We start from the raw sequence: 25947 nt of genomic DNA on the forward strand, positions 1-25947 counted from the left end.
TTAGATAACATTTAGTGATATGTTGAAAAAACACGCGTTTGACAAGTAAAACTGATAAAGCATATGACTTTTACAAGTTAATTTAATGTTAATAAGTTGTTCTCTTATGGCGCTATATCATGTTTTTACCGCTTCGCTTACGCGATTTATCGGTTCTGGCAGTGAATTTAAGGTAAATATCACTGTCAGTGACGCCGATCGCTTATTTTTCACAGATAAAGTAAGAAATAGTGTTTTCTGGCGGTAGATCACGGGCGCTATTTTCAGTAGGTTATAGACAGTTTGTTACTGTTTTATTTTCCGGGGTTAATCATCTCTCGTCGCTCGCGCGATGGCGAAAATTGATACAAACCGCGGGCATTTATCGATAAACCATCATCAAAAACCGATGGAAGGGAAAACTATGCGTATTGGGGTACCAAAAGAACGGTTAGCCAATGAAACCCGCGTAGCGGCAACACCGAAAACGGTGGAGCAACTGCTTAAACTGGGTTTTACGGTCGCGGTTGAAAGCGGCGCAGGCAAACTGGCGAGTTTCGATGACGAGGCCTTTATCCAGGCTGGCGCGGAAGTGGTCGACGGTGCTGACGTCTGGCAGTCGCCGGTAATTCTGAAGGTAAACGCACCGGAAGAGAGTGAGATTGCGCTGCTGAATCCGGGGACGACCCTGGTGAGCTTCATCTGGCCTGCGCAAAACCCGGAGCTGATGGAGAAGCTGGCGGCCCGTGGCGTGACCGTGATGGCGATGGACTCCGTGCCGCGCATTTCGCGTGCGCAGTCGCTGGATGCCTTGAGCTCCATGGCAAACATTGCCGGCTACCGCGCCATTGTTGAAGCGGCCCACGAATTTGGTCGATTCTTTACCGGTCAAATCACCGCCGCGGGTAAAGTCCCTCCGGCGAAAGTGATGGTGATCGGCGCGGGCGTGGCGGGCCTTGCCGCAATCGGTGCGGCAAACAGCCTGGGCGCTATCGTACGCGCCTTTGACACCCGTCCTGAAGTAAAGGAACAGGTCCAGAGTATGGGCGCCGAATTTCTTGAGCTGGACTTCAAGGAAGAAGCAGGCAGCGGCGATGGTTACGCGAAGGTAATGTCCGAAGCCTTTATCAAAGCCGAAATGGAACTCTTCGCCGCGCAGGCGAAAGACGTCGACATTATTGTTACTACCGCGCTTATCCCGGGTAAACCGGCGCCGAAGCTGATTACCCGTGAGATGGTTGACTCCATGAAGCCGGGCAGCGTGATTGTCGACCTTGCCGCCCAAAACGGCGGTAACTGCGAATATACCGTAGCGAATCAGGTGACCACGACCGCTAACGGCGTGAAGGTGATCGGCTACACCGATCTGCCGGGCCGTCTGCCTACGCAGTCCTCTCAGCTCTACGGCACCAACCTCGTCAACCTGCTGAAGCTGCTTTGTAAAGAGAAAGACGGCAACGTCACCGTTGATTTCGACGATGTGGTGGTGCGCGGCGTCACCGTGGTCCGTGAAGGTGAAATTACCTGGCCTGCGCCGCCAATTCAGGTTTCTGCTCAGCCTCAGGCGGCAACGAAAGCGGCGCCTGAGCCAAAAGAACCCGCAAAACCGGCTTCTCCGTGGCGCAAATACGCGATCTTGGCGCTGGTGATTATTCTGTTCGGCTGGCTGGCTGACGTTGCGCCAAAAGAGTTCCTCGGCCACTTTACCGTCTTCGCGCTCTCCTGCGTCGTAGGCTACTACGTGGTGTGGAACGTCTCCCATGCGCTGCATACGCCGCTGATGTCGGTAACCAACGCCATCTCCGGGATCATCGTGGTGGGGGCGTTACTGCAGATTGGTCACGGCGGCTGGATCAGCTTCCTGAGCTTTATCGCGGTGCTGATTGCCAGTATCAATATTTTCGGTGGTTTCACCGTGACTCAGCGCATGCTGAAAATGTTTCGTAAAGGCTAAGGGGTAGCATATGTCTGGAGGATTAGTGACAGCCGCATACATTGTTGCTGCAATCCTGTTTATTTTCAGTCTGGCGGGGCTTTCCAAACACGAAACGTCTCAGCAGGGTAATAACTTTGGTATCGCCGGGATGGCGATTGCGCTGATTGCCACCATCTTCGGGCCGGATACCGGCAACGTGGCGTGGATCCTGGTAGCGATGATCATCGGCGGCGCGATTGGTATTCGCCTGGCAAAACGCGTTGAAATGACCGAGATGCCGGAGCTGGTTGCCATTCTGCACAGCTTCGTGGGTCTGGCGGCGGTGCTGGTGGGCTTCAACAGCTACCTGTATCACGAACCGGGCCTGGAACCGATTCTGGTGAACATCCACCTGACGGAAGTGTTCCTCGGTATCTTCATCGGTGCGGTGACCTTCACCGGCTCCATTGTCGCGTTCGGCAAGCTGCGCGGGAAGATCTCCTCTAAGCCGCTGATGCTGCCAAACCGTCATAAGCTTAACCTTGCGGCGCTGGTGGTGTCGTTTGTACTGCTGGTGGTCTTCGTGCGTACCGAAAGCGTGGGCCTGCAGGTGCTGGCGTTGCTGGTAATGACCATCATCGCGTTGGCATTCGGCTGGCATCTGGTGGCGTCCATCGGCGGTGCGGATATGCCGGTGGTTGTCTCGATGCTGAACTCCTACTCCGGTTGGGCGGCAGCGGCGGCAGGCTTTATGCTGAGCAACGACCTGCTGATCGTCACCGGTGCGCTGGTGGGCTCTTCCGGTGCGATCCTGTCTTACATCATGTGTAAGGCGATGAACCGCTCGTTCATCAGCGTTATCGCCGGTGGTTTCGGGACCGATGGGTCTTCTTCCAGTGCGGATGAAGAAGTGGGTGAGCACCGTGAAATTTCTGCGGAAGATACCGCAGACATGCTGAAAAACTCGCACTCCGTGATCATCACCCCGGGCTACGGCATGGCGGTGGCGCAGGCGCAGTATCCGGTTGCGGAAATCACCGAGAAGCTGCGCGCGCGGGGCATCAAGGTTCGCTTTGGTATTCACCCGGTGGCAGGGCGTCTGCCAGGCCACATGAACGTGCTGCTGGCGGAAGCGAAAGTGCCTTACGACATCGTGCTGGAAATGGATGAGATCAACGATGATTTCGCCGACACCGACACCGTGCTGGTCATCGGTGCTAACGATACCGTTAACCCTGCTGCACAGGACGATCCAGGTAGCCCAATCGCCGGTATGCCGGTTCTGGAAGTGTGGAAGGCGCAGAACGTGATTGTGTTTAAACGCTCCATGAATACCGGCTATGCCGGGGTTCAGAACCCGCTGTTCTTTAAAGAGAACACCCACATGCTGTTTGGCGATGCTAAAGCCAGCGTGGATGCGATTCTGAAAGCGCTGTAAGTTGCGTTGAAACGAAAAAACCGCCGAATTCGGCGGTTTTTTTTATTCCCGGGCGTCAGGGCTCAATCGTCTTCCGGATCGTCCAGCTCAACCGGCGTCTGGTATTCATCTGGCTTAATGACCAGCAGATCGCAGCGCAGATGGTCGATCACCTGTTCGGCGGTATTGCCGAGGAAGGCGGCCGAAATACCTGTCCGGCCGATGGTGCCCAGCACCACAATCCCCGCCTGCAGGTGTTCCGCCAGGTCCGGGATCACCTCTTCAGGCAACCCTTTTTCCACGTGGGTCATTTTCTCATCGATGCTGAATTTCTGGCGCAGCGCCTTCATGGCCAGCAAATGCTGACCGCGGATCGCATCGTTATAGACGCTCGGGTCAAATTCTGGCAGCTCAATGGCAATGTTAATCGGGGTGACCGGATAGGCACCCACCAGGTGCACTTCGGTATGATTCACCTGGTCAGCAAGCTGGATGGTCTCCTTCACCAGCTTCTCATTCAGCGAATTGTGGTAATCCTCTTCGCTCGCGAGGTTTACCGCCACAACGGCTTTCCCGCCTTCAGGCCACGGCTGGTCTTTCACCATCCAGACCGGGCAAGGACATTTGCGCAGCAAGTGCCAGTCGGTCGGGGTGAAGATCACGGATTCCAGCTTGTCGTGCTGGTGAGCCATCTTCAGCAGCAGGTCGTGCCCACCGGCGACAATTTCCTGGATGATGGCTTCGAAAGGTCGGTTATGCCAGACCACTTTAATATCAATGGGCACGCCCGCTTCCAGGTAATACTTCGCCTGTTCACGGATCCACGCGGTACGCTGGCTGATGACGCCCTGACGCATAGCGGTGCGCTCGTCAGGCGACAGAAGGGTGGTCATCTCATACGAGAAGTCATAGATCGGCAAAAACGCTTTGATTTTGCCACCAATCCGTTGATGTAAATACACAGCACGTCGTAATGCCGGCTGATCGTCCTGATTCGGATCGATTGCTACCAGCATGTTTTGATACTTGGCCATACAGGTCTCCTTACTACTGTCACCACAGTCTGTAATTAAAAGAGTAACCTATATATCCTGAATGAAACAGAGGGGAAGTTTTGCCAGATCAATAATTCATGAAAATTTATCAGAGGAAAAGCACCGTGGTCGTTACCGCAACAAACGCAATAAACAGCAGCACCATCACCGCTATCGCAAAGGTCGTGGAATCCTGTACGTAGGTTTTTTCCTCCCCCTTCATCGGGCCAACAAGCATGATCCAGATGAAGATAAAGGTCACTGAGGCAATCACGACTGAAATGAAAAACAAACTTTCTCTCAATTCATAACCTCAACGAGAACCTTTTGGGTGCTGTGTGGGGACGTGCTACGGTGAAAATTTCTTGAAACGGAAGTGATTATACCAGACCAATAAACCACAAGAATTTATCAGTCTGGTCATCTACATGCGGAGAGTTACGCTACGTTGCGGGCGTGCCCGGCAAGAACGGCAAGCGCTTCACCGTTTTCGATAGTGATGTATTTACCTTTAACGGCCAGCATCCCGCTTTTCTGGAAACGGCCCAGCAGACGGCTGATGGTTTCCACGGTCAGACCCAGGTAGTTACCGATATCGCCACGCGTCATCGTCAGACGGAATTCACGCGGCGAGAAGCCACGCTCGGCGAAGCGGCGGGAGAGGTTGTAGATAAACGCGGCCAGGCGCTCTTCTGCATTCTTTTTGGAAAGCAGCAGAATCATGTCCTGATCGCCTTTGATCTCACCGCTCATCAGACGCATCATCTGCTGACGCAGGTTAGGCATCTTACCGGACAGATCGTCCAGGGTTTCAAACGGGATTTCGCAAACCATTGAGGTTTCGAGTGCCTGAGCAAAGCTCGGATGATGGCCCGTACCAATGGCATCAAAGCCTACCAGGTCACCCGCCAGATGGAAGCCGGTGATCTGCTCATCACCCTGTTCGGTAATGGTGTAGCTTTTGATGGTGCCAGAACGGATAGCATAGAGCGATTTCAGTTCGTCTCCCGCTTTAAACAGCGTCTGCCCTTTCTGAATAGGCTTTTTGCGCTCGATGATATTATCAAGCTGATCGAGTTCATGCTCATTCAGGGTAAACGGGATACAGAGCTGGCTGATGCTGCAATCCTGGCAATGGATAGCACAACCGCCAGACTGAATGCGTCGTATAATTCGCTTTTCCGGGATCATAGGTTTGCTCAAGCCTTAATTGATATTGGTCAATTTTAACATCTTTTTGGTAAGTACGTAAGCCTGACAAACCCTCAATAAGAGCAAGAGACGGCAACGTGTCTCCATCTTCTTGAAATTCCACAGCTTGATTATGGATTTTTAGCCTAACCGGTAGAAAATTAAGCACAAAAAGCCTGGGAGCTAGAGCAGGAGATACCCTTCGTGACGCAGCAACCACTCTTTTCGCTGCACGCCACCGGCATAGCCTGTCATGGTACCGTTACGGCCAATGACGCGATGGCAGGGCACCACGATGCTGATCGGGTTAGAGCCATTCGCGGCACCCACTGCACGTGCGGCTCCTGCGCGGCCTAGCTGCTCCGCGAGCTGGCCGTAATGCATGACCTGCCCGCACGGTATCGACCGCAGGGCCTGCCATACTTCGCGCTGAAAAGGGGGGCCAGCCGTGGCGGTCGGCAGAGTATCAATGATGCTGAGATCGCCTTCGAAGTAGGCCGCAAGCTTGTCGCTCAGCCCACCCGGGTTGGTGGCGCGAATACGTTCATACCCCTGCGAGCGGTAGTGAACATTGAGCAATTCTTCCATGCGGTCGCTATGCTCTTCCCATTCGACGGCGCGCAGGCAGAACTGCTCGTCCGCGATCACCCACAGCGGCCCAAGCGGCGTAGCAATCTTATCTTCGAGTAATCTCAGCATCTTCATTCCTTTAGTTCAGCTAGTTCAGCCTCGGGTATATCCCCGGCCCAATCGGCAGGCCGACAAGATACCATGCCACCAGCATCACCAGCCATACTCCTAAAAAGATAAGCGGGTAGGGTAAAACCAGCGAATAGTAGGTACCCAGTTTAGCTTCCGGTTTATAGCGCTGCAGGAAGCCTAAAAACAGCGGAACAAACGGCGAGACCGGCGCCAGCGGAATAACCGAGGAGTCCGCGATGCGGAACAGGATCTGGGCAAATGCCGGGTGGAACCCCAGCATCATAAACATCGGCACGAAGATCGGGGCTAGAATCGACCAGATGGCGGAGCCGCTGGCGATAAACATGCACAGCAGGGATGACAGCAGCGCCAGGCCGACAAACGCCGGCACGCCGCTTAATCCGGCGGCCTCCAGCGCGTCGGTCAGGCCCACGGCCATAAACTTGCCCATGTTGCTCCAGTTAAACATTGCCACAAACTGCGCCAGCGGGAACACCATCACGATAAAGCCCGCCATCTCCTTCATCGGCTCGATCATCAGCTGCGGCAGATCGCCCTGACGGCGGATTTTGCCGGTCGCAATACCGTAGGCGAGCGAAACGACAAAGAAGAAGAGGATAATCAGCGGCACGATGCCCTGAATAAACGGCGACGGCAGGACGGTATGCTTAACCGGATCGCGCAAGATGCCGTTTTCCGGCACCACCATCAGTGCCACCAGCGCGATAAAGGCCAGCGAGACCGCGCCAGCCACGCGCAGGCCGAAGCGCTGCTCTTTGCTCAGGGTTTCCAGCTTTTCATCGCTACGGCCTTCCCATTTACCCAGCCGCGGCTCGATGATTTTATCGGTAATCAGCCCGCCGACAATCGTCAGGACAATGACCGAGCTTGCCATAAAGTACCAGTTGTCGATCACGCTGACGTGCATGGCCGCATCAATGGTCTTCGCCGCCTCCGTGCTGATGCCAGAGAGCAGAACGTCAGTGGTGACGATCAGCAGGTTAGCGGTGAATCCACAGCCCACGCCCGCAATCGCCGACAGCAGGCCCGCCACGGGATGACGCCCGACGGCGAGGAAAATCAGCGCCCCCATCGGCGGCATGATCACCAGCGCGGCGTCGGAGGAGATATGGCTGAAGAAGGCGATAAACAGCACCATATAGCTGGCGTAACGCGCGCTGACGTGAGAAGCCATCTTCACCATTAATGCGGGCAACAATCCCACGCGTTCAGCCAGCCCGGCGCCCAGCACCAGTGCAAGAATGGCGCCCAGCGGGGCGAAGCCGCTGAAGTTCTTAATCACGTTGGGTAAAAACCAGTGCAGCCCGTCAACGCTGAGCAGGTTTTTCACCGCCACCAGGCTGCCGTCAGCCGGGCTGCGCACGCTCACGTCAAATGCGGAGAGCACGGCGGTGGCGACCATTAAAATCACAATCAGATAGATAAACAGCAGGAAAGGGTGCGGCACTTTATTGCCGATCCTTTCAACCCAGCCATAGAGCTTACCGGATGGGGAATGCGAAGGTATGGATGACATACTCATGGGCGTTCCTCGGGAGTGTTGTGTTGTTGTGTTTTTTTATTTTAAAGGTGACGGTGTCACGCCTCGTGGGATCGGACACGCGTACGGTTTTTCTTGTAATTGTTGTTCGAACTCTTCACGGCATTTTTTCAGCAGCGCTGCGTCCTGCAGCAGATTGAGCGCGGTCGCGCCCATCACTTTTCCGGCCAGCAGCATGCCTTTGTGGGCAATGGAGGTACGCCCCTGCGCCACCAGTTGCCAGGTGTGCAGCGGCGTGCCGACGGTAAAGCAGGGGCTGAAGCACTGGGCGACCGGCATTTTCCAGCTGACGTCGCCCACGTCGGTTGAACCCGCCAGCACGTTGTCGGTGACGGCATAAGGTGCGACTTCATCCACCAGCAGCGTCTCCTGATGACGACGGGCAAAGGCTTTACCCGCGTCACCACCCGTTGCGGCAATATTTTTCAGGCTGTTTTGCAGATCGTTGGGCGTCAGGGTGGCGCGGATCTCGCGGGCGAAGGCGCGTTCTTCCTCCGTCCAGAGCGGCGTGCCGTAGTGCTGCAGGGCGCGATACATCGCCGCCTCGAGCGTGCGATTCGGCAGGTAGCTGGAGCAGGCTTTATCAAAGCGACACTCGACGGTGGTTTCGGTCATCATCGCCGCGCCCTGGGCGATTTTCTCGATGCGTTCGTAAATCTGCTGTGCATCGGCCATTTCCGGGGCGCGGATCAGGTACAGCACCTCAGCCTGGGCCTGCACCACGTTGGGCGAAATCCCGCCGGTATCGGTAATGGCATAATGGACGCGCGCTTTCTCAATGATGTGTTCGTTGAGGAAGTTGGTGCCGGTCGTCATCAGCGTCACGGCGTCCAGCGCGCTGCGTCCCAGATGAGGGGAGTTGGCTGCATGCGCCGCCACGCCGTGAAAACGCCAGGCTGCCTGAATATTCGCCAGCGTGCTGACGTTAAACATCCCGGCGAAGGCTTCCGGGTGCCAGGTGACGGCGGCATCGACGTCATCAAACAGACCTTCGCGCACCATAAAGGTTTTCCCGGAGCCACCTTCTTCACCGGGACAGCCGTAAAAACGCACCGTTCCGCTGCCGCCGTGCTGCGACAGCCAGCTTTTCACCGCCACCGCGCCCGCAAGCGCCGCGGTGCCTAAGAGGTTATGCCCGCAGCCGTGGCCGTTGGCTCCCGGCGTGGCGGATTGCGCCGTCGCGCAGTGCGCCTGCTGGCTTAACCCTGCCAGAGCGTCGTATTCGCCCAGCAGGGCGATGACCGGTTTCCCGCTGCCGAAGCTGGCGATAAAGGCGTTGGGGATGTCGCCGGCCTCGCGCGTTAGCGTGAAGCCCTCGGCCTCCAGCTCGCTGGCGAGGCGTTCGGCGGACCAGAACTCTTCAAAGCGGGTTTCAGGACGATCCCAGATCGCGTCAGCAATATCGGTTAACGTCCGACATCGCGTGTCGATCGCATCGGCAATAAAAGCGTAGTTCTCCTGCATTACACACCTCGCGTCCACGGGAAATTGAGCGCAGTTCGCGCCAGCGTTTCGATGGCGATAGTCATGACCTGCTCATCGAAGTCGAATTTTTCGTTGTGATGTCCGGCGCTCAAATCCGTGCCGAACACCATATACGACGCCATGCCGCCGTTCTCCTGCACGCGGGCCATCATCAGCGTGGCGTCTTCGGAACCCGCTGGTGCTTTCACCTTATCTATGGCGTGTACAACCCCGGAAACCTGGCTCGCCTGTTCGCGCAGATAATCTACCCACGTCGGTGTCGGCGCGCTGGAGGTTGCGGCGCCCATCAGGCGCATCTCGGCGCTCACGCCGTAGAGCGCCGCTGCGCCGGTAATGACCGCCTGCGCGCGTTCAAAGACATACTGATTAATCGCTTCGCTTTCGCCGCGCGTTTCAACCTTTATCAGGGCATTCGCGGGCACCACGTTGCGTCCGCTGCCCGCCTGCATCACCCCGACGTTCACCCGGGAGGCGCCTTCGCTGTGCGGGGCGATGCTGTGCAGGGCGAGGGCGGCCTGCGCGGCGGCGAGCAGGGCGTTACGTCCGTCCTCCGGTTTACCGCCCGCGTGTGCGGCAACGCCGGTAAAGTTCACGTCGAACTTGGTGGTGGCCATAAAGTTATCGCTGCCGCAAATCACCGTTCCGGCTGGCACGCCGGTACCAATATGAATAGCCGTGAAATAGTCCACGTCGTCCAGCGCGCCGGCGGCAACCATGGCGCGCGCGCCGCGGGTGCCTTCTTCGGCAGGCTGGAAGATCAGCTTGAGGGTGCCGTTGAGCTGCGCTTCATTCTGCTTAAGCACCTGCGCCAGCCCCAGACCAATCGTGGTGTGTCCGTCGTGCGCGCAGGCGTGCATCATTCCCGGATTGCAGGAGGCAAAACCGTCGCGGAACGGGCGATGGCTTTCATCCAGCGCTTCGCTTAAATCAAGGGCATCCATGTCGACGCGAAACGCCAGGGTCGGTCCAGGACGCCCGGTATTGAGGGTTGCCACAATGCCGGTAAACCCGCCTTCAAACGGTGCCAGCCATTTCTCAGGCGCGCCCTGCGCCCGCGCGCGGGCAAACTCTTGCGCCAGGGTGGCGGCATCGGGCAATCCCATCCGGCTTTCGGCATCCACGACGTCGCGACCCATCGCCAGTTCATAACCCAGCGAGTCGAGGATTTCCGCGACTTTCGCGGCCGTTCGAAACTCTACCCAGCCGGATTCCGCAAAATGGTGAAAATCGCGCCGCCATGCGCTCAGCTGCGGGGATAACGTCTGGATGTACTGCGCCAGTGTGTCCATATCTGTTCCTGTCATTATTAAAATATGTGAACTGCTTCACGCTGTGATAGTTTTTACTTATCACTAACCGATTTTTCACAGTTTTAACCGTTCAGGAATTACCCTCGCACATCCCTTTCCATTAAAGTAGATGACAGTTTCTTTACTCTGATAAACAACGGTTATCGGTCGGGCTATGACATTCCAGATTAAATTTCATCAAATCCGGGCGTTTGTTGAGGTTGCGCGTCAGGGCAGCATTCGCGGTGCCAGCAGGACGCTGAATCTTTCCCAGCCGGCGCTGACCAAATCCATCAAAGAGCTGGAGGAAGGGATGGCGGCGCAGCTTTTCGTGCGCAGGAGTAAGGGCGTCGCGTTGACCGAATGCGGTGAGGGTTTTTACCAGCGCGCCAGATTGATTCTGGAAGAGCTGCGCGCGGCGCAGGATGACATCCGTCAGCGGCAGGGAGAGCTGGCCGGGCAGATCAACATCGGGATGGGGGCCAGCGTTTCACGCACGCTTATGCCCGCCGTCATTACCCGCTTTCATGCTCAGCATCCGCAGGTCAAGGTGCGGATTATGGAAGGGCAGCTGGTGTCGATGATCAATGAATTACGGCAGGGGGAGCTGGATTTCACCATCAACACCTATTATCAGGGACCTTACGACCAGGAATTTACGTTTGAAAAACTCTTCGAGAAGCCGTTTGCGGTATTTTGTCGGGAAGGGCATCCGGCGATGGGGGCTACGTCTATTAATGAACTTTTGCATTATAACTGGACAATGCCGACGCCGCGGGGAAGTTATTATAAACAACTAGAAGAGGTATTTAGTCATCGTTCGCAAATACCGAGAATTGGCGTGGTGTGTGAAACGTTTTCTTCCTGTATTAGCCTGGTCGCGCAAAGTGATTTTTTAAGCATATTGCCGCAGGAGTTAGGCTGCGACCCGCTGCTGGCGCATCGTCTGGTTATGCTTCCGGTTGTCGAATCGCTTCCTAAGGCGACCTATTATTTAATTCAGCGCCGTGATTCTCGTCAGACGCCCCTTGCCGAGTCATTAATTACGCAATTCAGGAGGGAAGCGAGAAAAATAATTTTCGTGTGAAATTAATATTAAAAAAACAGGATCTGCCCGACATCAGACAGACCCTATAGTACACACAGCAGTGCTTCCTTTCGCCAATCCTGGGTATTATTTCCATGGGGCAGGTATATTTAGGTATAACACCATTTCTAAAAAATGAAAGGCAGGCGAGTGATTGATTTAATGAATTTTTTACATAAATCACGTGTTTTACCTTTGCTGAAATTTTAGTTAAGTGTGATTTAAGTTTTTTTAATAATTACTATATATATTCATCAGGTTAATATTATTGCCACGCATCGACCTGTAACGGTGATTGAGGCCGGTCTCTGGCGCAGGTATAGTACAATCCTCAGATGTAGCCGGAGGATGTCCATGAACCCTGACGACAAATCATTTTTTCTTGACGCCATGGAAGATGTCCAGCCCCTGAAGCGCTGCGCGGATATTCACTGGCAGCCCAGCCGCAATACGCGGGCGCGCGAGGAGGTGGATAGCGAACAGCTGGATAACTTCCTGACGCTGGATTTTCTTGACATGCTTCCCCTGGAAGAACCGCTGGCGTTCAGGCGCGAAGGGGTACAGCAGGGCGTTATCGATAAGCTGCGCTCGGGTAAATATGCCCGCCAGGCCAGCTTAAACCTCCTGCGTCAGCCCGCCGAACGCTGCCGTCAGATGCTCTATTCTTTTATTCGCCAGGCCGGACGTGACGGGTTACGTAATCTAATTATCATTCACGGGAAAGGGCGCGAGCAAAACTCGCATCCCAATGTGGTGCGCAGCTATCTGGCGCGCTGGTTAACCGAGTTCGAAGAAGTGCAGGCTTTCTGCGTGGCGCTGCCGCACCACGGCGGCAGCGGGGCATGTTATGTTTCACTGCGAAAATCAGATGAGGCAAAACAGGAAAACTGGGAGCGGCACGCCAAGCGCAGCCGCTAGCGGGCGATATCCTCGCCCGCCTGAAACTCAGAACGTTTCCCAGTTGCTGTCGGTAGAGGCGGTTGTTGTTGCCGGACGCAGCAGCTGTGGCGTTTTCAGATTGGTCGGGCGTGGAGCGACCGCTTTTTCTTTACCGTTCAGACGAAACGCCGCTACCGCCTGGCGCAGCTGCTCGGACTGATCTTCCAGTGCCGCAGCCGCCGTGGCGGACTCCTGCACCAGCGTGGCGTTTTGCTGCGTCACGCTGTCCATCTGCGAAACGGCCAGGCTCACCTGCTCAATACCGCGGCTCTGCTCGTCAGAGGCTGATGAAATTTCACCCATGATATCGGTCACGCGGGTGACGGCGGCGACAATTTCCTTCATGGTGGTGCCAGCCTCGCTGACCTGCTCAGAACCGGTATTCACCCGGCTGACGGAGTTCTCGATAAGCCCTTTGATCTCTTTCGCCGCCTGCGCGCTGCGGCTCGCCAGCGTACGGACTTCGCCTGCAACAACCGCAAAACCACGACCCTGTTCCCCGGCGCGTGCCGCTTCCACCGCTGCGTTAAGCGCCAGAATGTTCGTCTGGAACGCGATGCTGTCAATCACGCCGGTAATATGCGCGATTTGCTGCGAACTGTCGGCGATTTCGTTCATGGTGCGAACCACGTTATCCACGACGTGACCGCCGCGCGCGGCCGTTTCAGAGGCGTTTTTCGCCAGCAGCGTGGCCTGACGGGCGTTATCGGAGTTCTGTTTAACCGTCGCGGTCAGCTCTTCCATGCTTGCGGCGGTCTCTTCAAGCGAGGCGGCCTGCTGCTCGGTGCGGGCGGAAAGATCGTTGCTTCCTGCGGCAATTTCGCCTGCGCCGGTGTAGATGGAATCGGTACTTCCACGTACGGCGCTGACGGTGGTCACCAGCGACTGCTGCATCTCGTGCAGGCCAGCGGCCAGCTGACCCATCTCATTGCGACCGGAGATAGCGATCTCCTGCGTCAGGTCGCCCCCTGCAATGGCGCTAATATGGTTCATAATGGAGTGGAGGGGTTTCAACAGCAGGTGCTGTAAGCCCTGCCAGATGTCCACCAGAACCGCGATAACGGCCAGCAGAATAGCCGCCAGGGTCCACTGCATCTGCGTGAAGCTGCTCTGGTTCTCTTCGGTTGCCGCCTTCAGCAGGGTGTTGTTTTCGGCGCGCCAGCGGTTATAGACCGCTTCCATCTCGTCCTGCGCCTGCTGCGCGTCCAGATCGCCATAGGCCTGGTAGTTGTCGGCACGCAGATACTCAATCGATAAGCGCATCACTTCGTGCATCTGGTTCCAGGATTTCTGCATCTCGTCGGTTAAAGCCGCCTCCTGGCCGTTAACCTGCGGCAGTTTCTGCCACTCTTTGTTATAGGCTTCGGCTTTTGCCAGCGAGTCGGTTGCCGTGCCAAGCAGTTTATTGATCGCCGCAAGGGAAGCCGGGTCACGCTGGTTTTTCAGGTAGCGGATCGCCACGCGGGTGACGGTGACGCGCGTTTTCACCAGCGTGTTCACGCTGTCGCTCAGGCTTTCCTGCTGGGCATTAAGCACGCCGGAATTCTGGAAGTTATGGCGATCGTTGCTGACGGCAGAGTAGAACAACCCTCCCGTGACAACTTGCAACAGACAGAATATGGTGAGGGCAAAGATAATACCGGTAATCACGTGCAGATTTTTCAGCATAGCGGTCGTCCGTTAGAGAAGATGCAGGGTTACCTCATTACTATCGTCGTAGAGAATGTAAACTTTAATTAACTCGCGCTTAACTAAGGGCTCCGGTGAGGAACCTGTTGTAAATCCGGATCATTTTTATGAGGAAGGTTAACATGAGCAGCATTGATAAAAGCGGGACGTACGCGCTTGGGACGCGGACGGTTAAACGACTGGGCTACGGTGCGATGCAGCTCGCCGGACCGGGCGTCTTTGGCCCACCGAAGGATAAGCAAGCCGCGCTGGACGTGCTGCGCGAAGCGGTGGCGGCGGGGGTGAACCACATTGATACCAGTGATTTTTATGGTCCTCATATCACTAACCAGCTGATCCGCGAGGCGCTTCATCCTTACCGGGACGATCTGACGCTCGTCACCAAGATTGGCGCCCGTCGCAACGACAAAGGCGCCTGGCTGCCGGCCTTTTCCGCGCAGGAACTGACTCAGGCGGTGCATGACAACCTGCGTAATCTGCAGCTGGACGTGCTGGACGTGGTGAATCTGCGGATCATGTTTAGCGCACACGGGCCGGCGGAAGGGTCGATTGCTGAACCGCTCTCCACCCTGGCCGAATTACAGCAGCAGGGGCTGGTGCGTCATATTGGCCTGAGCAACGTCACGGCCACCCAGGTTGCGGAAGCCCAGAAGATGGTCCCGGTGGTGTGCGTGCAGAACATGTACAACATTGTGAACCGGGGGGATGACGCGCTGGTGGATCTGCTGGCGCAGCAGGGAATTGCCTACGTGCCGTTCTTCCCATTGGGAGGCTTTACGCCGCTGCAATCTTCCGGGCTGAAGGCTGTCGCGGACTCACTGGGCGTAACGGCAATGCAGGTTGCGCTGGCATGGCTGCTGCAACGTTCCCCGAATATTCTGCTGATCCCTGGCACCTCTTCCGTGGCGCATCTGCGGCAAAATCTCGCGGCGGGGGAGCTGCAGTTACCGGCTGACGCACTGGAAACATTGAATTCGCTGATGGATTAAAGGTAACACGCGCAAAGCCTGAAGGGTGCTTCCGGCTTTGCGCGCTTAGGCTCCTGTCTGACTTTTCTGCCTGTGCAGCGCTAACGCTTCCGCCACAATCTCCTGCTTACTTTTACGCGTCTCAAAGGCGGTGGTTCTGATGTACTCCATCAGATCGGGATCGATGCGGGCGCTCAGCATCCTGAGATCGGCCTCCTTTGCCAGACCGCGTGCAACACGCTTGTCTGGATAGTCACGGGCTGGCATGGAAAATATTCTCCAGTAAGTCTTGTTAATTTGTGCTGTAAAATATGCTTTTATCTGACTTTAAAGTCAATGTGTAGTTATTGCATAGTGATGTTATTTTTTATAAGTCATAAACCAGATGACTTTTATATGACTTATGATATCAGGCCTGTTAACGGCAGGCGATGTTGCTCAATTAAAACCGCTCAAACTTCAACGCGTTTGGGTTCACCTCCGGAAATGACCTTGATCCTTGTCCATAATCCGTAATACTGTATTTATATACAGTATCTGGCGAGAAAGGCATTATGGACACTCTCTTTTCTTATCATCCAAAGCAAATCATTGAATTACCGTTATTTTTAGAACGTGTTGCCTGTGGGTTTCCCAGCCCGGCGCAGGATTATGTGGAGGATCGTCTCGATCTTAACCGGCTGGCAGTAAGGCACCCCAGCGCGACCTACTTTATCAAGGTGAGTGGAGACTCCATGACTGGAGCGGGGATCGGCGACGGCGATCTGCTGGTGGTCGATCGTTCGTTAAATGCCGAACATGGGGATATCGTCGTGGCGTCGGTCGCCGGTGAGTTTACGGTTAAAGAGCTACAGACCCGTCCGGTTCTGAGACTTCTGCCGCATAATGCCCGCTATCAGCCGATTACCTTTCAGTCCGAAGAGGAGCTGCAGATCTTCGGCGTCGTCACCCACACGCTTAAAACGCATAAATATGTTCGCGCTGGTTGATGTGAACAGCTTCTATGCCTCCTGCGAGCGGGTATTCCGCCCCGATCTGGAGGGGAAGCCCATCGTGGTGGTTTCCAATAACGACGGCTGCATTATTTCACTGTCGCGGGAGGCAAAGCAGTTCGGCATAAAAATGGGTGAGCCGTATTTTAAATTCAAAGAAAAGCTATACCCGTCGCGGGTGTACGTCTTTAGCTCGAACTATGCGCTGTATGCCGATCTCAGCAGTCGGGTCATGCAAACGCTGACCGATCTCGCCCCGGCAATAGAGATTTACTCTATCGATGAGGCGTTCGTGAACGTTTCAGGGGTCAGCCACTGCCTGTCACTGGAAGCGTTCGGTCACCAGATGCGCACGCAGGTCTTTAAAAATACCGGCTTAACCGTTGGCGTCGGTATTGCTCCGACAAAAACGCTGGCGAAGCTGGCCAACTATGCGGCGAAACGCTGGGCCAGCACCGGCGGCGTGGTCGATCTCTCAGGCCGCGAGCGGCAGCGTAAGCTGCTGGCAAAGGTTCCGGTAGAGGAGGTGTGGGGGGTAGGGCGGCGCATCACAAAAAAACTGAACGCGATGGGCATTACCACTGCGCTGGAGCTGGCGGAAGCGTCGTCCTGGGTCATTCGCAAACATTTCAACGTGGTACTGGAACGGACGGCCCGCGAGCTTCGCGGTGAGCCCTGTCTTGATCTGGAAGAGTTCACCCCCACGAAGCAGCAAATTATCTGTAGCCGTTCGTTTGGACACCGTATTACGCAGTACGAGGAGATGCACCAGGCCATTTGCGCCTACGCGGAACGCGCTGCGGAAAAACTGCGCGGCGAGCATCAATACTGTCGTTTTATCAGCGTGTTTGTGCGCACCAGCCCGCACGCGGACAACGAAATTTATTACGGCAATCAGGCTTCGGTCACCCTGATGACGCCCACCAATGACTCGCGGGATATCATCCGCGCCGCCACGCAGGCGCTGGGGCGTATATGGCTCGACGGATATCGCTATATGAAAGCCGGGGTCATGCTGGCGGACTTTTTCAGCAGCGGCGTCGCCCAGCTTAATTTGTTTGACGATAATCGTCTGCGCGCCAACAGCGCGGCGCTGATGGAAATGATCGACAGCCTGAATCATTCCGGCAAAGGGAAGATATGGTTTGCCGGGCAGGGGATTGAGAAACCGTGGGCGATGAAGCGGGAAATGCTGTCACCGGCCTACACGACGCGGTACGCGGATTTACCGGTGGCGAGGTAGAAGGCGACTATTTTGTGGTTTCATACGTCGCGATCTCAGGCAGTAACTGCTCGATCACGCTGACGACATTTCTGACGCGCTGCGGAATAAAGCGGGCGTCAGGATAAACGGCATAGAGGAAGCGATCGGGTAACCGCCAGTGGGGCAGCACCGGTACCAGCGTGCCCGCCTGCAGCGCCCTGGCCACGAGCGGTCGCTGCAGGCCGCCGATACCAATCCCGGACTCCAGCGCCTGCAGCAGCGCGTCGCTGGTATTGGCCCGGAAAACGGTATTCACGTTGACCTCGACCGTTTCCTCGCCAGAAATCAGGCGCAGGGGGGCATCCAGCGGAATACCGCTGAACCGTACGTGTGGCAGCGTGGTCAGCTCGCTGACGGCGTGTACAGCCTGAAAACCGGGAGCGGCAAACAGCGCGGCTTCAATTCGCGCCAGCACGCGAGCCGCGTGCGCCTGCGGAGGCTCACTGCCCAGCCGTATCGCGATATCCACGCCCTCCGTCACCAGATCGGCAAGGCGGTCATCCAGGGAAATCATCAGCTGCAGTTCGGGATGCAGGCGCTGTAGCGCCAGCAGATGCGGCAAAAAGATCTGCCCCAGGCCGCTTGGTAGCTGGACGTGGACGCGTCCCTGAACGCCAGGGTCGACAGGATGTAAACGCCTTTCCGCTTCCCCCATGGCGTCCAGCACAAGCTGCATATCACGCCGGTAACGTTCACCCTGTTCGGTCAGCTTCATCTTACGCGTCGTACGGTGCAGCAGCACCACGCCCAGTGATTCCTCAAGTGCCGCGATCTGTTGACTGACGGCGGACTGCTTAATACCGGTCTGACGGGCGGCGGCCGAAAACGAGCCCGCTTCAGCGACGCGTAGAAAGGTGGAAATGGCATTGAGCTTATTATTCATTTAATGATTCTGCTTATAAGTGCCATCGGTTTCAGGGTATATCTCCAGGAAAAATAATATATCACACTGCGTCTGTCACCCTTTCCGGAGAAACACCATGAATAAGATGCAGCAACACAACGTCGCCCTGGTCGCGGGCGCCAGCGGCATTGTCGGCAGACAGCTGGTCAACACGCTCCTGCACCATCAGTGGGAGGTTATCGGCCTCAGTCGCCGCGAGGTAACCCATCCGGACGGCATTCCCGTGGTGAACGTCGATTTGCTGGATGCGCAGGATACCGCACGGGCGCTGCACGGCCTGAACGGTGTCACCCACATCTTTTACAGCGCCTGGGCGAACGCGGCTAACTGGACGGACATGGTTGAGCCGAACGTCACCATGCTGCGTAATCTGGTCAGCACCCTCGAAAAAACGGCCCCTTTGCAGACGGTAAGCCTGATGCAGGGATACAAAGTCTATGGTGCGCATCTCGGGCCGTTTAAAACCCCGGCGCGCGAAAGCGATCCCGGCGTGCCGGGTGCCGAATTTAACGCCGCGCAGCTCGCGTGGCTCAGCCAGTTTCAGCGGGGGAAAGGCTGGCACTGGAATGCCATCAGGCCGGGCGTGGTGGGGAGCCCGGTACCGGGGAATGCCATGAACCTTGCGCTGAGCATCGCCCTGTACGCCTCCCTGTGCAGGGCGCTGAGGTTACCGCTGCGTTTTCCCGGTTCGGAACAGGCCTGGCACAGCATCGTTGACCATACCGACGCCGGGCTGCTGGCCGAGGCCACGCTGTGGGCCGCCGCGTCACCTGCGGCACAGAATCAGGCCTTCAATGTGAATAATGGCGATATCTGGCGCTGGAGCGAGCTCTGGCCGCGCATCGCACGCTGGTTTGAACTGGACTCTGCGCCGCCGGTGAGGCTGTCATTTCATCAGCTGTTTAACGACTATCGCGGGGTATGGCGCGAGCTTGCCGTGGAGCGGCTGGCGGAAGCGGATATTCTGCAGCTGAGCGACGGGCATTTTGCCGATTTTGTCTTTGGCTGGAATTACGACATGTTCGGTGACGGGAGCAAGCTGCGCAGGGCGGGCTTTACGCAAATGCAGGCGACCGATGAGATGTTTTTCAGCCTGTTCGCGCAGCTGAGAGCCGCGCGGATTATTCCCTGACCGTAAGGGTTGTTGTCATCAACGATCGGCGCGTTATACTCACGCGTTAATAAAAAAGGTATGGCGGGGCAGAGGGATGCACGAGAGTTTAAAAATGATATCAGTCGCGCTGCCCCTCATTGCGCTTTTCATTCTGTTAAGCTTTTTTGTCAGACGCATTCGCCAGGCAAAACGCATCATTTCAGACTGTAACGGGATGAAAAAAATATCTGCCAACCCCTCAATATTTGGCGGGAATGCAGGTAAAACCTGGTTTTATGATGACCTGTTTTTATATGAAGTTAAAAAAAACGCCACCCGTAAGATTGCGCTGGCTAACATCATTAAAATCGGGCCGGGAAATACCGAAATAAATAGCAGACGGGTCTGGATTGTTATTTACCGTGATGGTGCTAATGAAAAGCAAGTACAGTTTTATAACAATCTCACCCTCTGGAATCACAACTTCACGGCTTTTCTGGCGGCGATAAAAAGTGCCAATCCTGACGCTGTCATTAAAGAACGCTCATTCCTCAATCTATGAAAAAGGACCGCAGATGCTTTGTGGACGCCGCACGTGGGCAGCGTCCATAGCATCAGGGTTAAGGGCTTACTCAACCGTTTGGGCCCGGCAGTGCGGCTTTGATCTCACCCCCCAGAATGGATTGATTTCGTTCCGGCCAACTACCTTAACTCCACGCATCCGGATGCCATCTTTGTGCAGAAGCGGGTGGTGGTGGTGGTGCAGCATAGCCCGAAAGGACGCCAGATTTTGCTGGGCGACATGCTGAAAACCATCACGGTAAATGGCACCGAAACGCGGAAACTGGCGGAGGATGAAATCCGCCATGTCCTGAAAGACCGTTTTGCGCTGACCGCCGCGTAAAAACAGAAGGGGGCCTGTGTCCCCCGAACAGCAGGGAGGCGCTGCGAAAGATTACTTCTTCTTATCCATCATCGCTTTTAAATCGGCAAACGGGTTAAACGTGGCGACGCCCACGTCTTTTTGCGCGTCTTCCCCGGCCACCACGGTGGTGCCGTACTGATCCGCCTCGGTGTATTTCGAATGCTCGTGATCGTGGCAAAACAGGCACAACAGCTCCCAGTTGCTGCCATCTTCCGGGTTGTTGGTATGGTCGTGATCGATATGGTGCACCGTGAGTTCGCGCAAATTGGAATAGACAAACTCGCGCGAGCAGCGTCCACACACCCATGGATAGATTTTTAATGCTTTTTCGCGATAGCCACTTTCCAGCCGCGCGTAGTTTTTGGGGATCAAAGCCATTGCCGGTTTTACCTGCCATGAAAAGAGAGGGGAAGATTATATCGCATTATGGGGCGGAATGACGAACCACGCTATTCAGTCAATTTATTTGATGCTTTCCGTTAAATAAACGGCATTTATTCTTACCGGGTAATGCGTAAAGTGGACAGAACGCAATGCATTATCAGGACACATGGTTATGAAAAAGATCGGGTTTTTATCCTTTGGTCACTGGACGCCTTCACCCCAGTCCGGCACGCGCTCGGCGGCAGATACGCTGCTGCAGTCCATCGATTTAGCCGTGGCGGCTGAAGAGCTGGGGGCAGACGGCGCGTATTTCCGCGTGCACCATTTTGCACGACAGCTTAGCTCGCCGTTCCCTCTGCTGGCGGCAATTGGCGCAAAAACGAAAACCATCGAAATCGGTACCGGCGTGATTGACATGCGCTATGAAAACCCGATGTACATGGCCGAGGATGCGGGCGCGGCGGACCTGATTTCCGGCGGTCGTTTGCAGCTTGGCATCAGCCGTGGCTCGCCGGAGCAGGTCATTGATGGCTGGCGCCATTTCGGCTATGTCCCGCAGGAAGGGGAAAACGAATCGGACATGGCGCGCCGTCATACCGAGGTGCTGCTTGAGGTACTGCGCGGCGAAGGGTTTGCAAAACCCAATCCACAGCCTATGTTTCCGAATCCGCCGGGGCTGCTGCGCCTGGAGCCTTATTCTGAAGGGCTGCGCGAGCGTATCTGGTGGGGCGCCGGTTCCAATGCGACGGCCGTATGGGCCGCAAAGCTGGGAATGAACCTGCAAAATTCAACCCTGAAGGACGATGAAACCGGCGAACCGTTCCATATTCAGCAGGCAAAACAGATCCGCGCGTACCGTCAGGCCTGGAAAGAGGCAGGGCATACGCGCCAGCCGCGGGTGTCTGTCAGCCGCAGCATTTTTGCGCTAATGGACGACCGCGACCGGATGTATTTCGGTGCCAGCCGGAACGACAGCGATAGCGTGGGCTACCTTGATGAGAAAACGCGCGCGATCTTCGGGCGCAGCTATGCGGCGGAGCCGGACAAGCTGATTGAACAGCTGAAAAAGGATGACGCGATTGCCGAAGCCGATACGTTATTACTGACCGTGCCGAACCAGCTCGGTGTGGATTACAATGCGCACGTGATTGAGTCCATTCTCAAACATGTCGCACCGGCAATGGGCTGGCGCGAGTAGTCGACACACAGGGATAACGCGTGGCGTGATTCTCTATATGTAACTATCCGGGCGCTTATCGCGAAGACAGGAGGGCCAATACGTCCCTCCTGCCAGCGCTATTTGTGGCTCATATCGCTTAGCAGCACGGCGATGGTTTGCCCGCCCGCCGTCTGTTCCAGGCCAATCTTGACGATAATGGTCAGCGGGACGGAGAGCAGCATCCCAACGGGCCCGAGCAGCCAGCCCCAGAATATCAGGGACAAAAAGACCACCAGCGTGGAGAGTCCCAGCCCTCGTCCCATCATGCGTGGCTCCAGAATGTTACCGAACACTAGGTTGATGACTAGATAGCCGGCCAGCAGGATCAGTGCGTCATAAAGCCCGCTGAAAACCAGCACCTGAAGAATAGGGGGGATCGCCGCCAGCACGGAGCCGATGTTGGGAATGTAGTTAAGCGCAAACGCCAGCAACCCCCAGACAAACGCAAAGCGTACGTCCAGCGCCAGAAGCATTCCCCAGACGACACCGCCCGTGACCAGGCTAATCGCCGTTTTCAGCACCAGATAGCGGGAGACGCTGTCCAGCGCGCGTTGGATCGCCCCCATTCCTTCCACCGGCCGGACCATCATCTGCTGGAGCTTTGCCGGCAGCTGCGGCACCTCCAGCAGCATAAACACCACCGTTAAAAACAGCAGGAAAATGGAGGTCATGGCATTGGAAAGCTGCGCCAGCAGGCTGGTGACGATCGTCATGGCCGCATTGGGGTCGATATATTTCAGGAGTTCCTCAACCGAGACTTCGATACCCGCGCGCTGTAGCCAGGGCTCCAGCTGCAGCAGCGGGATTGCCAGCGAAGAGCGGTATTTTGGCAGCGTTCGCGCCAGTTCATTTAGCGAGGTACCCAGATAGGCTACCAGCAAGACCATCGCCACAATAATGATGCTGATAAGCAGCGTGATGGCCAGCACGCGCGGGATGCGTAGCCGCGTCATGCGCTGTACCAGCGGGTTAAGGATCACAGCAACAAACAGGGCCAGAATAAAGGGCACGATAATGTCAGCGGCAAAACGAACGCCCGTCAGTATGATCACCAGCATGCCCAGCATGATGACAATTTTTAACCCGTTCAGGGTAATAATGGGTTTGGCCATGGTGACTCCGAAATTTTCTTTATATTTATAATAATGTTGAAAGGCGTTGCAATAAACTAACCAAAATCAAACGGTATGGGTAAAGAATTGCAAAGTCTTTGAGTAAAATCTTAGCTTATGGTACAAATTTGGCGTGTTTAACTACCGAGGACAATTTTCATCCGCAAAGACGAGAAGCAACAACGCGGATAATTGTAATTTTATGGACAATATGTTCAGGACGTACTCTTCAAACAATACCGCTGTATACTCCACTTCTTTCTGCCTGCTTTCTGGTGAACAACACTGGCGCACCGCACTATAGACACTTCTTCTGCCTGAGCTGGCGCTAAGCGCTTAGCTATCTGATTTCAATTCGTATTTTTTGGTTTGCTGCACGCGGCAGGCCACGATGGATTATATTCTCAAGCAGGAGAAAAACATGTTTTACTGGATCCTATTAGCGCTGGCTATCATCGCTGAAATTACCGGCACGCTGTCTATGAAGTGGGCAAGCGTCAGCGATGGCAATACCGGTTTTATTTTGATGCTGGTGATGATTTCGCTTTCATATATTTTCCTCTCATTTGCAGTGAAAAAAATTGCGCTGGGCGTCGCGTATGCCCTGTGGGAAGGGATCGGTATTTTGTTGATTACGCTGTTCAGCGTGCTGATATTTGACGAAACATTAACAACAATGAAGGTCGCCGGATTAACGACGCTGGTCGCGGGTATTGTGCTGATTAAATCGGGTACCCGTAAACCTGGCAAACAGCAGAAGGTGCAGAACCATGCAACAGTTTGAGTGGGTTCATGCGGCCTGGCTGGGGCTGGCCATCGTGCTGGAGATTCTGGCGAACGTTCTGCTGAAATTCTCCGATGGTTTTCGCCGTAAGCTCTACGGCCTGATGTCGATTGCCGCAGTTCTGGGGGCGTTCAGCGCCTTGTCTCAGGCGGTAAAAGGGATCGATCTTTCGGTGGCCTATGCGCTGTGGGGCGGTTTTGGTATCGCCGCCACGCTGGCCGCAGGCTGGGTGCTCTTCGGCCAGCGCTTAAACAACAAGGGCTGGATGGGGCTCATCTTGCTGCTTGCCGGCATGATCATGATAAAACTCGCCTGATAACGTTGTGATCCTTAGTTTCAGGCCTTCGCGCTGGCTTACTGTGTAGCCAGCGCTTCCAGCTTGTCGCGAAAACCGGTTACGGACAAGGCCCGGTTATCTGCGCGCCAGCGATCTTTCGCCGCCGGTGCAGAGCTCTGAACCCCGATCAACTGCCAGCCGCTGTCCGTTTTCAGCATCAGCGGTGAGCCACTGTCACCCGGCAACGTATCGCATTGGTGCGAGAGTACGCTGGTTTGCGCCCAGCCCGTCACAATACAGTCAGTGTGCGTATAAAGCGTATCCAGATGGTCGACAGGATAGCCGGACTGCGTCACTTTGCGGTCGGCGGCTTTCAGGGCGGCGGTGAGTGCGGCTTTGTCGCCGTCAAATAACGGCAGCGGCGTAATGCCGGAAGGGGGGTAGCGTAAAACGATCAGGCCAAAGTCCCATGAGGCAGCCGCCGGTGGCACTATCCAGCCGTCGCCATCAGGCTTCAGGCGTTTGCCGAGAGACGGATCGACCCGGCCTTCAATGCCGTGAATTTCATAGCGCCAGGTTCCTTTTTGCGACACAAACCGCAAGGCCACCGCTTTATCAGGCTTGCCGTTAGGCGGCGTTAACAGACAGTGGCCTGCCGTCAGGGCAAGCTGAGGGGTGATCAACGTCGCAGTGCATAAGTTACCGCTGGCGGTTTCCAGTTGACCTATAGCATCCCAGGGGGCCTGGGTAGGATCGGAGACGCGCGTGCGATCGTCATGACCGAAAAAAAGCGTCTTTAGCTCTTTCGCGCTAATGGTGTCATCACCGCCATCATCCGCATGTGAGAATCCAGAAAAAAGAACAAACGTTCCCAGTAACAACACAACAGATTTACGCATATCACACTCTGGTGGGGGTAATTATGATTATTAAAAGTGAACCCTATGAAAATACTATAGACGGGACAGCGCTAAAGTGGGAGCAAAATCAGCGTGCTACAATCAGGAAAGATAAAAATGGCTGGCGATGAGCGCGCATAAAATAAGCAGGATCAGAATCAGCTCAAACCGATAGCGTCGCAGCATACGCCCTCCGGATAAAAAAACGGCGCGGAACCTTTTCCGGTTCAGCGCCGGTTTACCAACGTGCCCCGAAGGGCACGGTTAAGCTTGTACTCTTACGCAGCTGGCTGTGCAGCTGGTTTAGCAGCTTCGTGTTTTACTGCTTTTTTGTGGTGCTTTTTAGCAGCCTGAGCTTTCTGTTCTACAGCCGGTTTGGTCGCTTTTTTGTGATGCTTTTTAGCAGCCTGAGCTTTCTGCTCTACAGCGGGTTTAGCGGCTTTTTTGTGATGCTTTTTAGCAGCCTGCGCTTTCTGCTCTACAGCGGGTTTAGCGGCTTTTTTGTGGTGCTTTTTGGCAGCCTGCGCTTTCTGCTCGGTTGGTGCTGCGGTTGCAGGTGCAGCGGCTTCTTTTTTCGCTGCAGCTTTGTGATGTTTTTTATGGTGAACCGCTTTTGCTGGCGCAGCGGTGGTGGTTGCAGCAGGTGCGGCAGCCGGTGCAGTAGTTGCGGTAGTGTCAGCAGCAAATGCAGCAGAAGACAGACCCATAGCAGCGGCAACAACCAGAGCTAATACTTTATTCATTCTCATACCCTCGAATTTGGTTTTTCATTTAACCCCACTGCGGGGCCGTTGAAATAACTATATCCCTGTAAATTCGAGGTTTCCGTGAGTGATTG

General features: G+C 55.4%; 26 protein-coding genes and 1 pseudogene. 13 read left to right on the forward strand and 14 right to left on the reverse strand.

Annotation, left to right across the window (positions count from 1 at the left end; translation table 11 throughout):
• Nucleotides 1–403: 403 nt before the first annotated feature.
• Both pntA and pntB read left to right on the forward strand, forming a co-directional pair.
• Entirely contained in the window at nt 404–1933 is a 1530-nt protein-coding gene (gene pntA, locus KGP24_RS10785; protein ID WP_223563296.1) for a Re/Si-specific NAD(P)(+) transhydrogenase subunit alpha, read from the forward strand.
• A gap of 10 nt (nt 1934–1943) precedes the next feature.
• Nucleotides 1944–3332, forward strand: coding sequence for a Re/Si-specific NAD(P)(+) transhydrogenase subunit beta (gene pntB / locus KGP24_RS10790; RefSeq protein ID WP_032668239.1), 1389 nt, complete (start codon nt 1944–1946; stop codon nt 3330–3332).
• A gap of 62 nt (nt 3333–3394) precedes the next feature.
• Here pntB and uspE read toward each other — a convergent pair whose 3' ends face one another.
• The 7 genes from uspE to KGP24_RS10825 all read right to left on the reverse strand — a co-directional run bounded on the left by uspE (nt 3395) and on the right by KGP24_RS10825 (nt 10573).
• Complete coding sequence (gene uspE, locus KGP24_RS10795) at nt 3395–4345, reverse strand: universal stress protein UspE (protein WP_023335478.1); 951 nt, start codon at nt 4343–4345, stop codon at nt 3395–3397.
• 109 nt (nt 4346–4454) lie between these two features.
• Nucleotides 4455–4637, reverse strand: a complete 183-nt coding sequence (locus KGP24_RS10800; RefSeq protein WP_223563297.1) for a hypothetical protein — start codon at nt 4635–4637, stop codon at nt 4455–4457.
• 146 nt (nt 4638–4783) lie between these two features.
• A complete protein-coding gene (gene fnr, locus KGP24_RS10805) occupies nt 4784–5536 on the reverse strand; it encodes a fumarate/nitrate reduction transcriptional regulator Fnr (protein WP_006174991.1) in 753 nt (250 codons plus the stop codon).
• Between the two features lie 183 nt (nt 5537–5719).
• On the reverse strand, nt 5720–6235 hold the full coding sequence (gene ogt / locus KGP24_RS10810; RefSeq protein ID WP_223563298.1) for a methylated-DNA--[protein]-cysteine S-methyltransferase: 516 nt from the start codon (nt 6233–6235) through the stop codon (nt 5720–5722).
• A gap of 19 nt (nt 6236–6254) precedes the next feature.
• On the reverse strand, nt 6255–7781 hold the full coding sequence (gene abgT / locus KGP24_RS10815) for a p-aminobenzoyl-glutamate transporter (protein WP_223563299.1): 1527 nt from the start codon (nt 7779–7781) through the stop codon (nt 6255–6257).
• A 36-nt stretch (nt 7782–7817) separates the two neighbouring features.
• Nucleotides 7818–9263, reverse strand: a complete 1446-nt coding sequence (locus tag KGP24_RS10820) for a M20 family metallopeptidase (RefSeq protein WP_223563300.1) — start codon at nt 9261–9263, stop codon at nt 7818–7820.
• Complete coding sequence (locus tag KGP24_RS10825; protein WP_223563301.1) at nt 9263–10573, reverse strand: M20 family metallo-hydrolase; 1311 nt, start codon at nt 10571–10573, stop codon at nt 9263–9265. Before KGP24_RS10825 ends, KGP24_RS10820 begins: the two co-directional genes overlap by 1 nt.
• 175 nt (nt 10574–10748) lie before the next feature.
• On the opposite strand from KGP24_RS10825, the gene KGP24_RS10830 reads away from it, so the two are divergent.
• Both KGP24_RS10830 and smrA read left to right on the forward strand, forming a co-directional pair.
• Nucleotides 10749–11660, forward strand: coding sequence for a LysR family transcriptional regulator (locus KGP24_RS10830; RefSeq protein ID WP_223563302.1), 912 nt, complete (start codon nt 10749–10751; stop codon nt 11658–11660).
• A 354-nt stretch (nt 11661–12014) separates the two neighbouring features.
• Nucleotides 12015–12578, forward strand: a complete 564-nt coding sequence (smrA, locus tag KGP24_RS10835; protein ID WP_223563303.1) for a DNA endonuclease SmrA — start codon at nt 12015–12017, stop codon at nt 12576–12578.
• Nucleotides 12579–12605: 27 nt separating this feature from the next.
• On the opposite strand, the gene KGP24_RS10840 is transcribed toward smrA, so the two are convergent.
• Entirely contained in the window at nt 12606–14267 is a 1662-nt protein-coding gene (locus KGP24_RS10840) for a methyl-accepting chemotaxis protein (protein WP_223563304.1), read from the reverse strand.
• A gap of 143 nt (nt 14268–14410) precedes the next feature.
• Between KGP24_RS10840 and KGP24_RS10845 the strand changes: the two genes are divergently transcribed.
• The gene (locus tag KGP24_RS10845; protein ID WP_223563305.1) at nt 14411–15277 is read left to right on the forward strand and encodes an aldo/keto reductase family oxidoreductase; all 867 of its coding nucleotides are present in this window, start codon (nt 14411–14413) and stop codon (nt 15275–15277) included.
• A gap of 45 nt (nt 15278–15322) precedes the next feature.
• Here KGP24_RS10845 and KGP24_RS10850 read toward each other — a convergent pair whose 3' ends face one another.
• Nucleotides 15323–15523: a hypothetical protein gene (locus KGP24_RS10850; protein ID WP_023311485.1), complete on the reverse strand. Its 201-nt coding sequence runs from the start codon at nt 15521–15523 to the stop codon at nt 15323–15325.
• Nucleotides 15524–15810: 287 nt separating this feature from the next.
• Here KGP24_RS10850 and umuD point away from each other — a divergent pair, with 287 nt between their 5' ends.
• Together umuD and umuC are read left to right on the forward strand one after the other, a co-directional pair.
• Entirely contained in the window at nt 15811–16245 is a 435-nt protein-coding gene (gene umuD / locus KGP24_RS10855) for a translesion error-prone DNA polymerase V autoproteolytic subunit (RefSeq protein ID WP_194399068.1), read from the forward strand.
• On the forward strand, nt 16229–17491 hold the full coding sequence (gene umuC / locus KGP24_RS10860) for a translesion error-prone DNA polymerase V subunit UmuC (RefSeq protein WP_223563306.1): 1263 nt from the start codon (nt 16229–16231) through the stop codon (nt 17489–17491). The genes umuD and umuC overlap by 17 nt, the downstream gene beginning before the upstream one ends.
• Before the next feature lie 7 nt (nt 17492–17498).
• On the opposite strand, the gene KGP24_RS10865 is transcribed toward umuC, so the two are convergent.
• On the reverse strand, nt 17499–18395 hold the full coding sequence (locus tag KGP24_RS10865; protein ID WP_223563307.1) for a LysR family transcriptional regulator: 897 nt from the start codon (nt 18393–18395) through the stop codon (nt 17499–17501).
• A gap of 97 nt (nt 18396–18492) precedes the next feature.
• Between KGP24_RS10865 and KGP24_RS10870 the strand changes: the two genes are divergently transcribed.
• The 3 genes and pseudogenes from KGP24_RS10870 to KGP24_RS10880 all read left to right on the forward strand — a co-directional run.
• Entirely contained in the window at nt 18493–19548 is a 1056-nt protein-coding gene (locus KGP24_RS10870) for an SDR family oxidoreductase (RefSeq protein WP_223563308.1), read from the forward strand.
• Nucleotides 19549–19624: 76 nt separating this feature from the next.
• A complete protein-coding gene (locus KGP24_RS10875; RefSeq protein ID WP_223563309.1) occupies nt 19625–20071 on the forward strand; it encodes a hypothetical protein in 447 nt (148 codons plus the stop codon).
• A 79-nt stretch (nt 20072–20150) separates the two neighbouring features.
• Nucleotides 20151–20413 (forward strand): annotated as a pseudogene (locus KGP24_RS10880) (arylamine N-acetyltransferase); the annotation flags it as partial.
• 51 nt (nt 20414–20464) lie between these two features.
• On the opposite strand, the gene yajD reads toward KGP24_RS10880, so the two are convergent.
• A complete protein-coding gene (gene yajD, locus KGP24_RS10885) occupies nt 20465–20812 on the reverse strand; it encodes an HNH nuclease YajD (protein WP_003857471.1) in 348 nt (115 codons plus the stop codon).
• Nucleotides 20813–20990: 178 nt separating this feature from the next.
• On the opposite strand from yajD, the gene KGP24_RS10890 reads away from it, so the two are divergent.
• Nucleotides 20991–22016, forward strand: coding sequence for an LLM class flavin-dependent oxidoreductase (locus KGP24_RS10890; protein ID WP_223563310.1), 1026 nt, complete (start codon nt 20991–20993; stop codon nt 22014–22016).
• 98 nt (nt 22017–22114) lie between these two features.
• On the opposite strand, the gene KGP24_RS10895 is transcribed toward KGP24_RS10890, so the two are convergent.
• The gene (locus KGP24_RS10895; RefSeq protein WP_033145372.1) at nt 22115–23149 is read right to left on the reverse strand and encodes an AI-2E family transporter; all 1035 of its coding nucleotides are present in this window, start codon (nt 23147–23149) and stop codon (nt 22115–22117) included.
• 421 nt (nt 23150–23570) lie between these two features.
• Between KGP24_RS10895 and mdtJ the strand changes: the two genes are divergently transcribed.
• Complete coding sequence (gene mdtJ, locus KGP24_RS10900) at nt 23571–23933, forward strand: multidrug/spermidine efflux SMR transporter subunit MdtJ (protein ID WP_223563311.1); 363 nt, start codon at nt 23571–23573, stop codon at nt 23931–23933.
• Nucleotides 23920–24249, forward strand: a complete 330-nt coding sequence (gene mdtI / locus KGP24_RS10905; protein ID WP_024909144.1) for a multidrug/spermidine efflux SMR transporter subunit MdtI — start codon at nt 23920–23922, stop codon at nt 24247–24249. Before mdtJ ends, mdtI begins: the two co-directional genes overlap by 14 nt.
• A 38-nt stretch (nt 24250–24287) precedes the next feature.
• Here the strand turns inward: mdtI and KGP24_RS10910 are convergent, their stop codons facing one another.
• Nucleotides 24288–25109 carry a serine protease gene (locus KGP24_RS10910; RefSeq protein WP_223563312.1) on the reverse strand — a complete coding sequence of 274 codons (822 nt, stop codon included), beginning with the start codon at nt 25107–25109 and terminating at the stop codon, nt 24288–24290.
• A 278-nt stretch (nt 25110–25387) separates the two neighbouring features.
• Entirely contained in the window at nt 25388–25852 is a 465-nt protein-coding gene (gene asr / locus KGP24_RS10915; protein WP_223563313.1) for an acid resistance repetitive basic protein Asr, read from the reverse strand.
• Between the last annotated feature and the right edge of the window lie 95 nt (nt 25853–25947).

Source organism: Enterobacter sp. JBIWA008 (assembly GCF_019968765.1).
In the GTDB taxonomy this organism is placed as follows: Bacteria; Pseudomonadota; Gammaproteobacteria; order Enterobacterales; family Enterobacteriaceae; genus Enterobacter.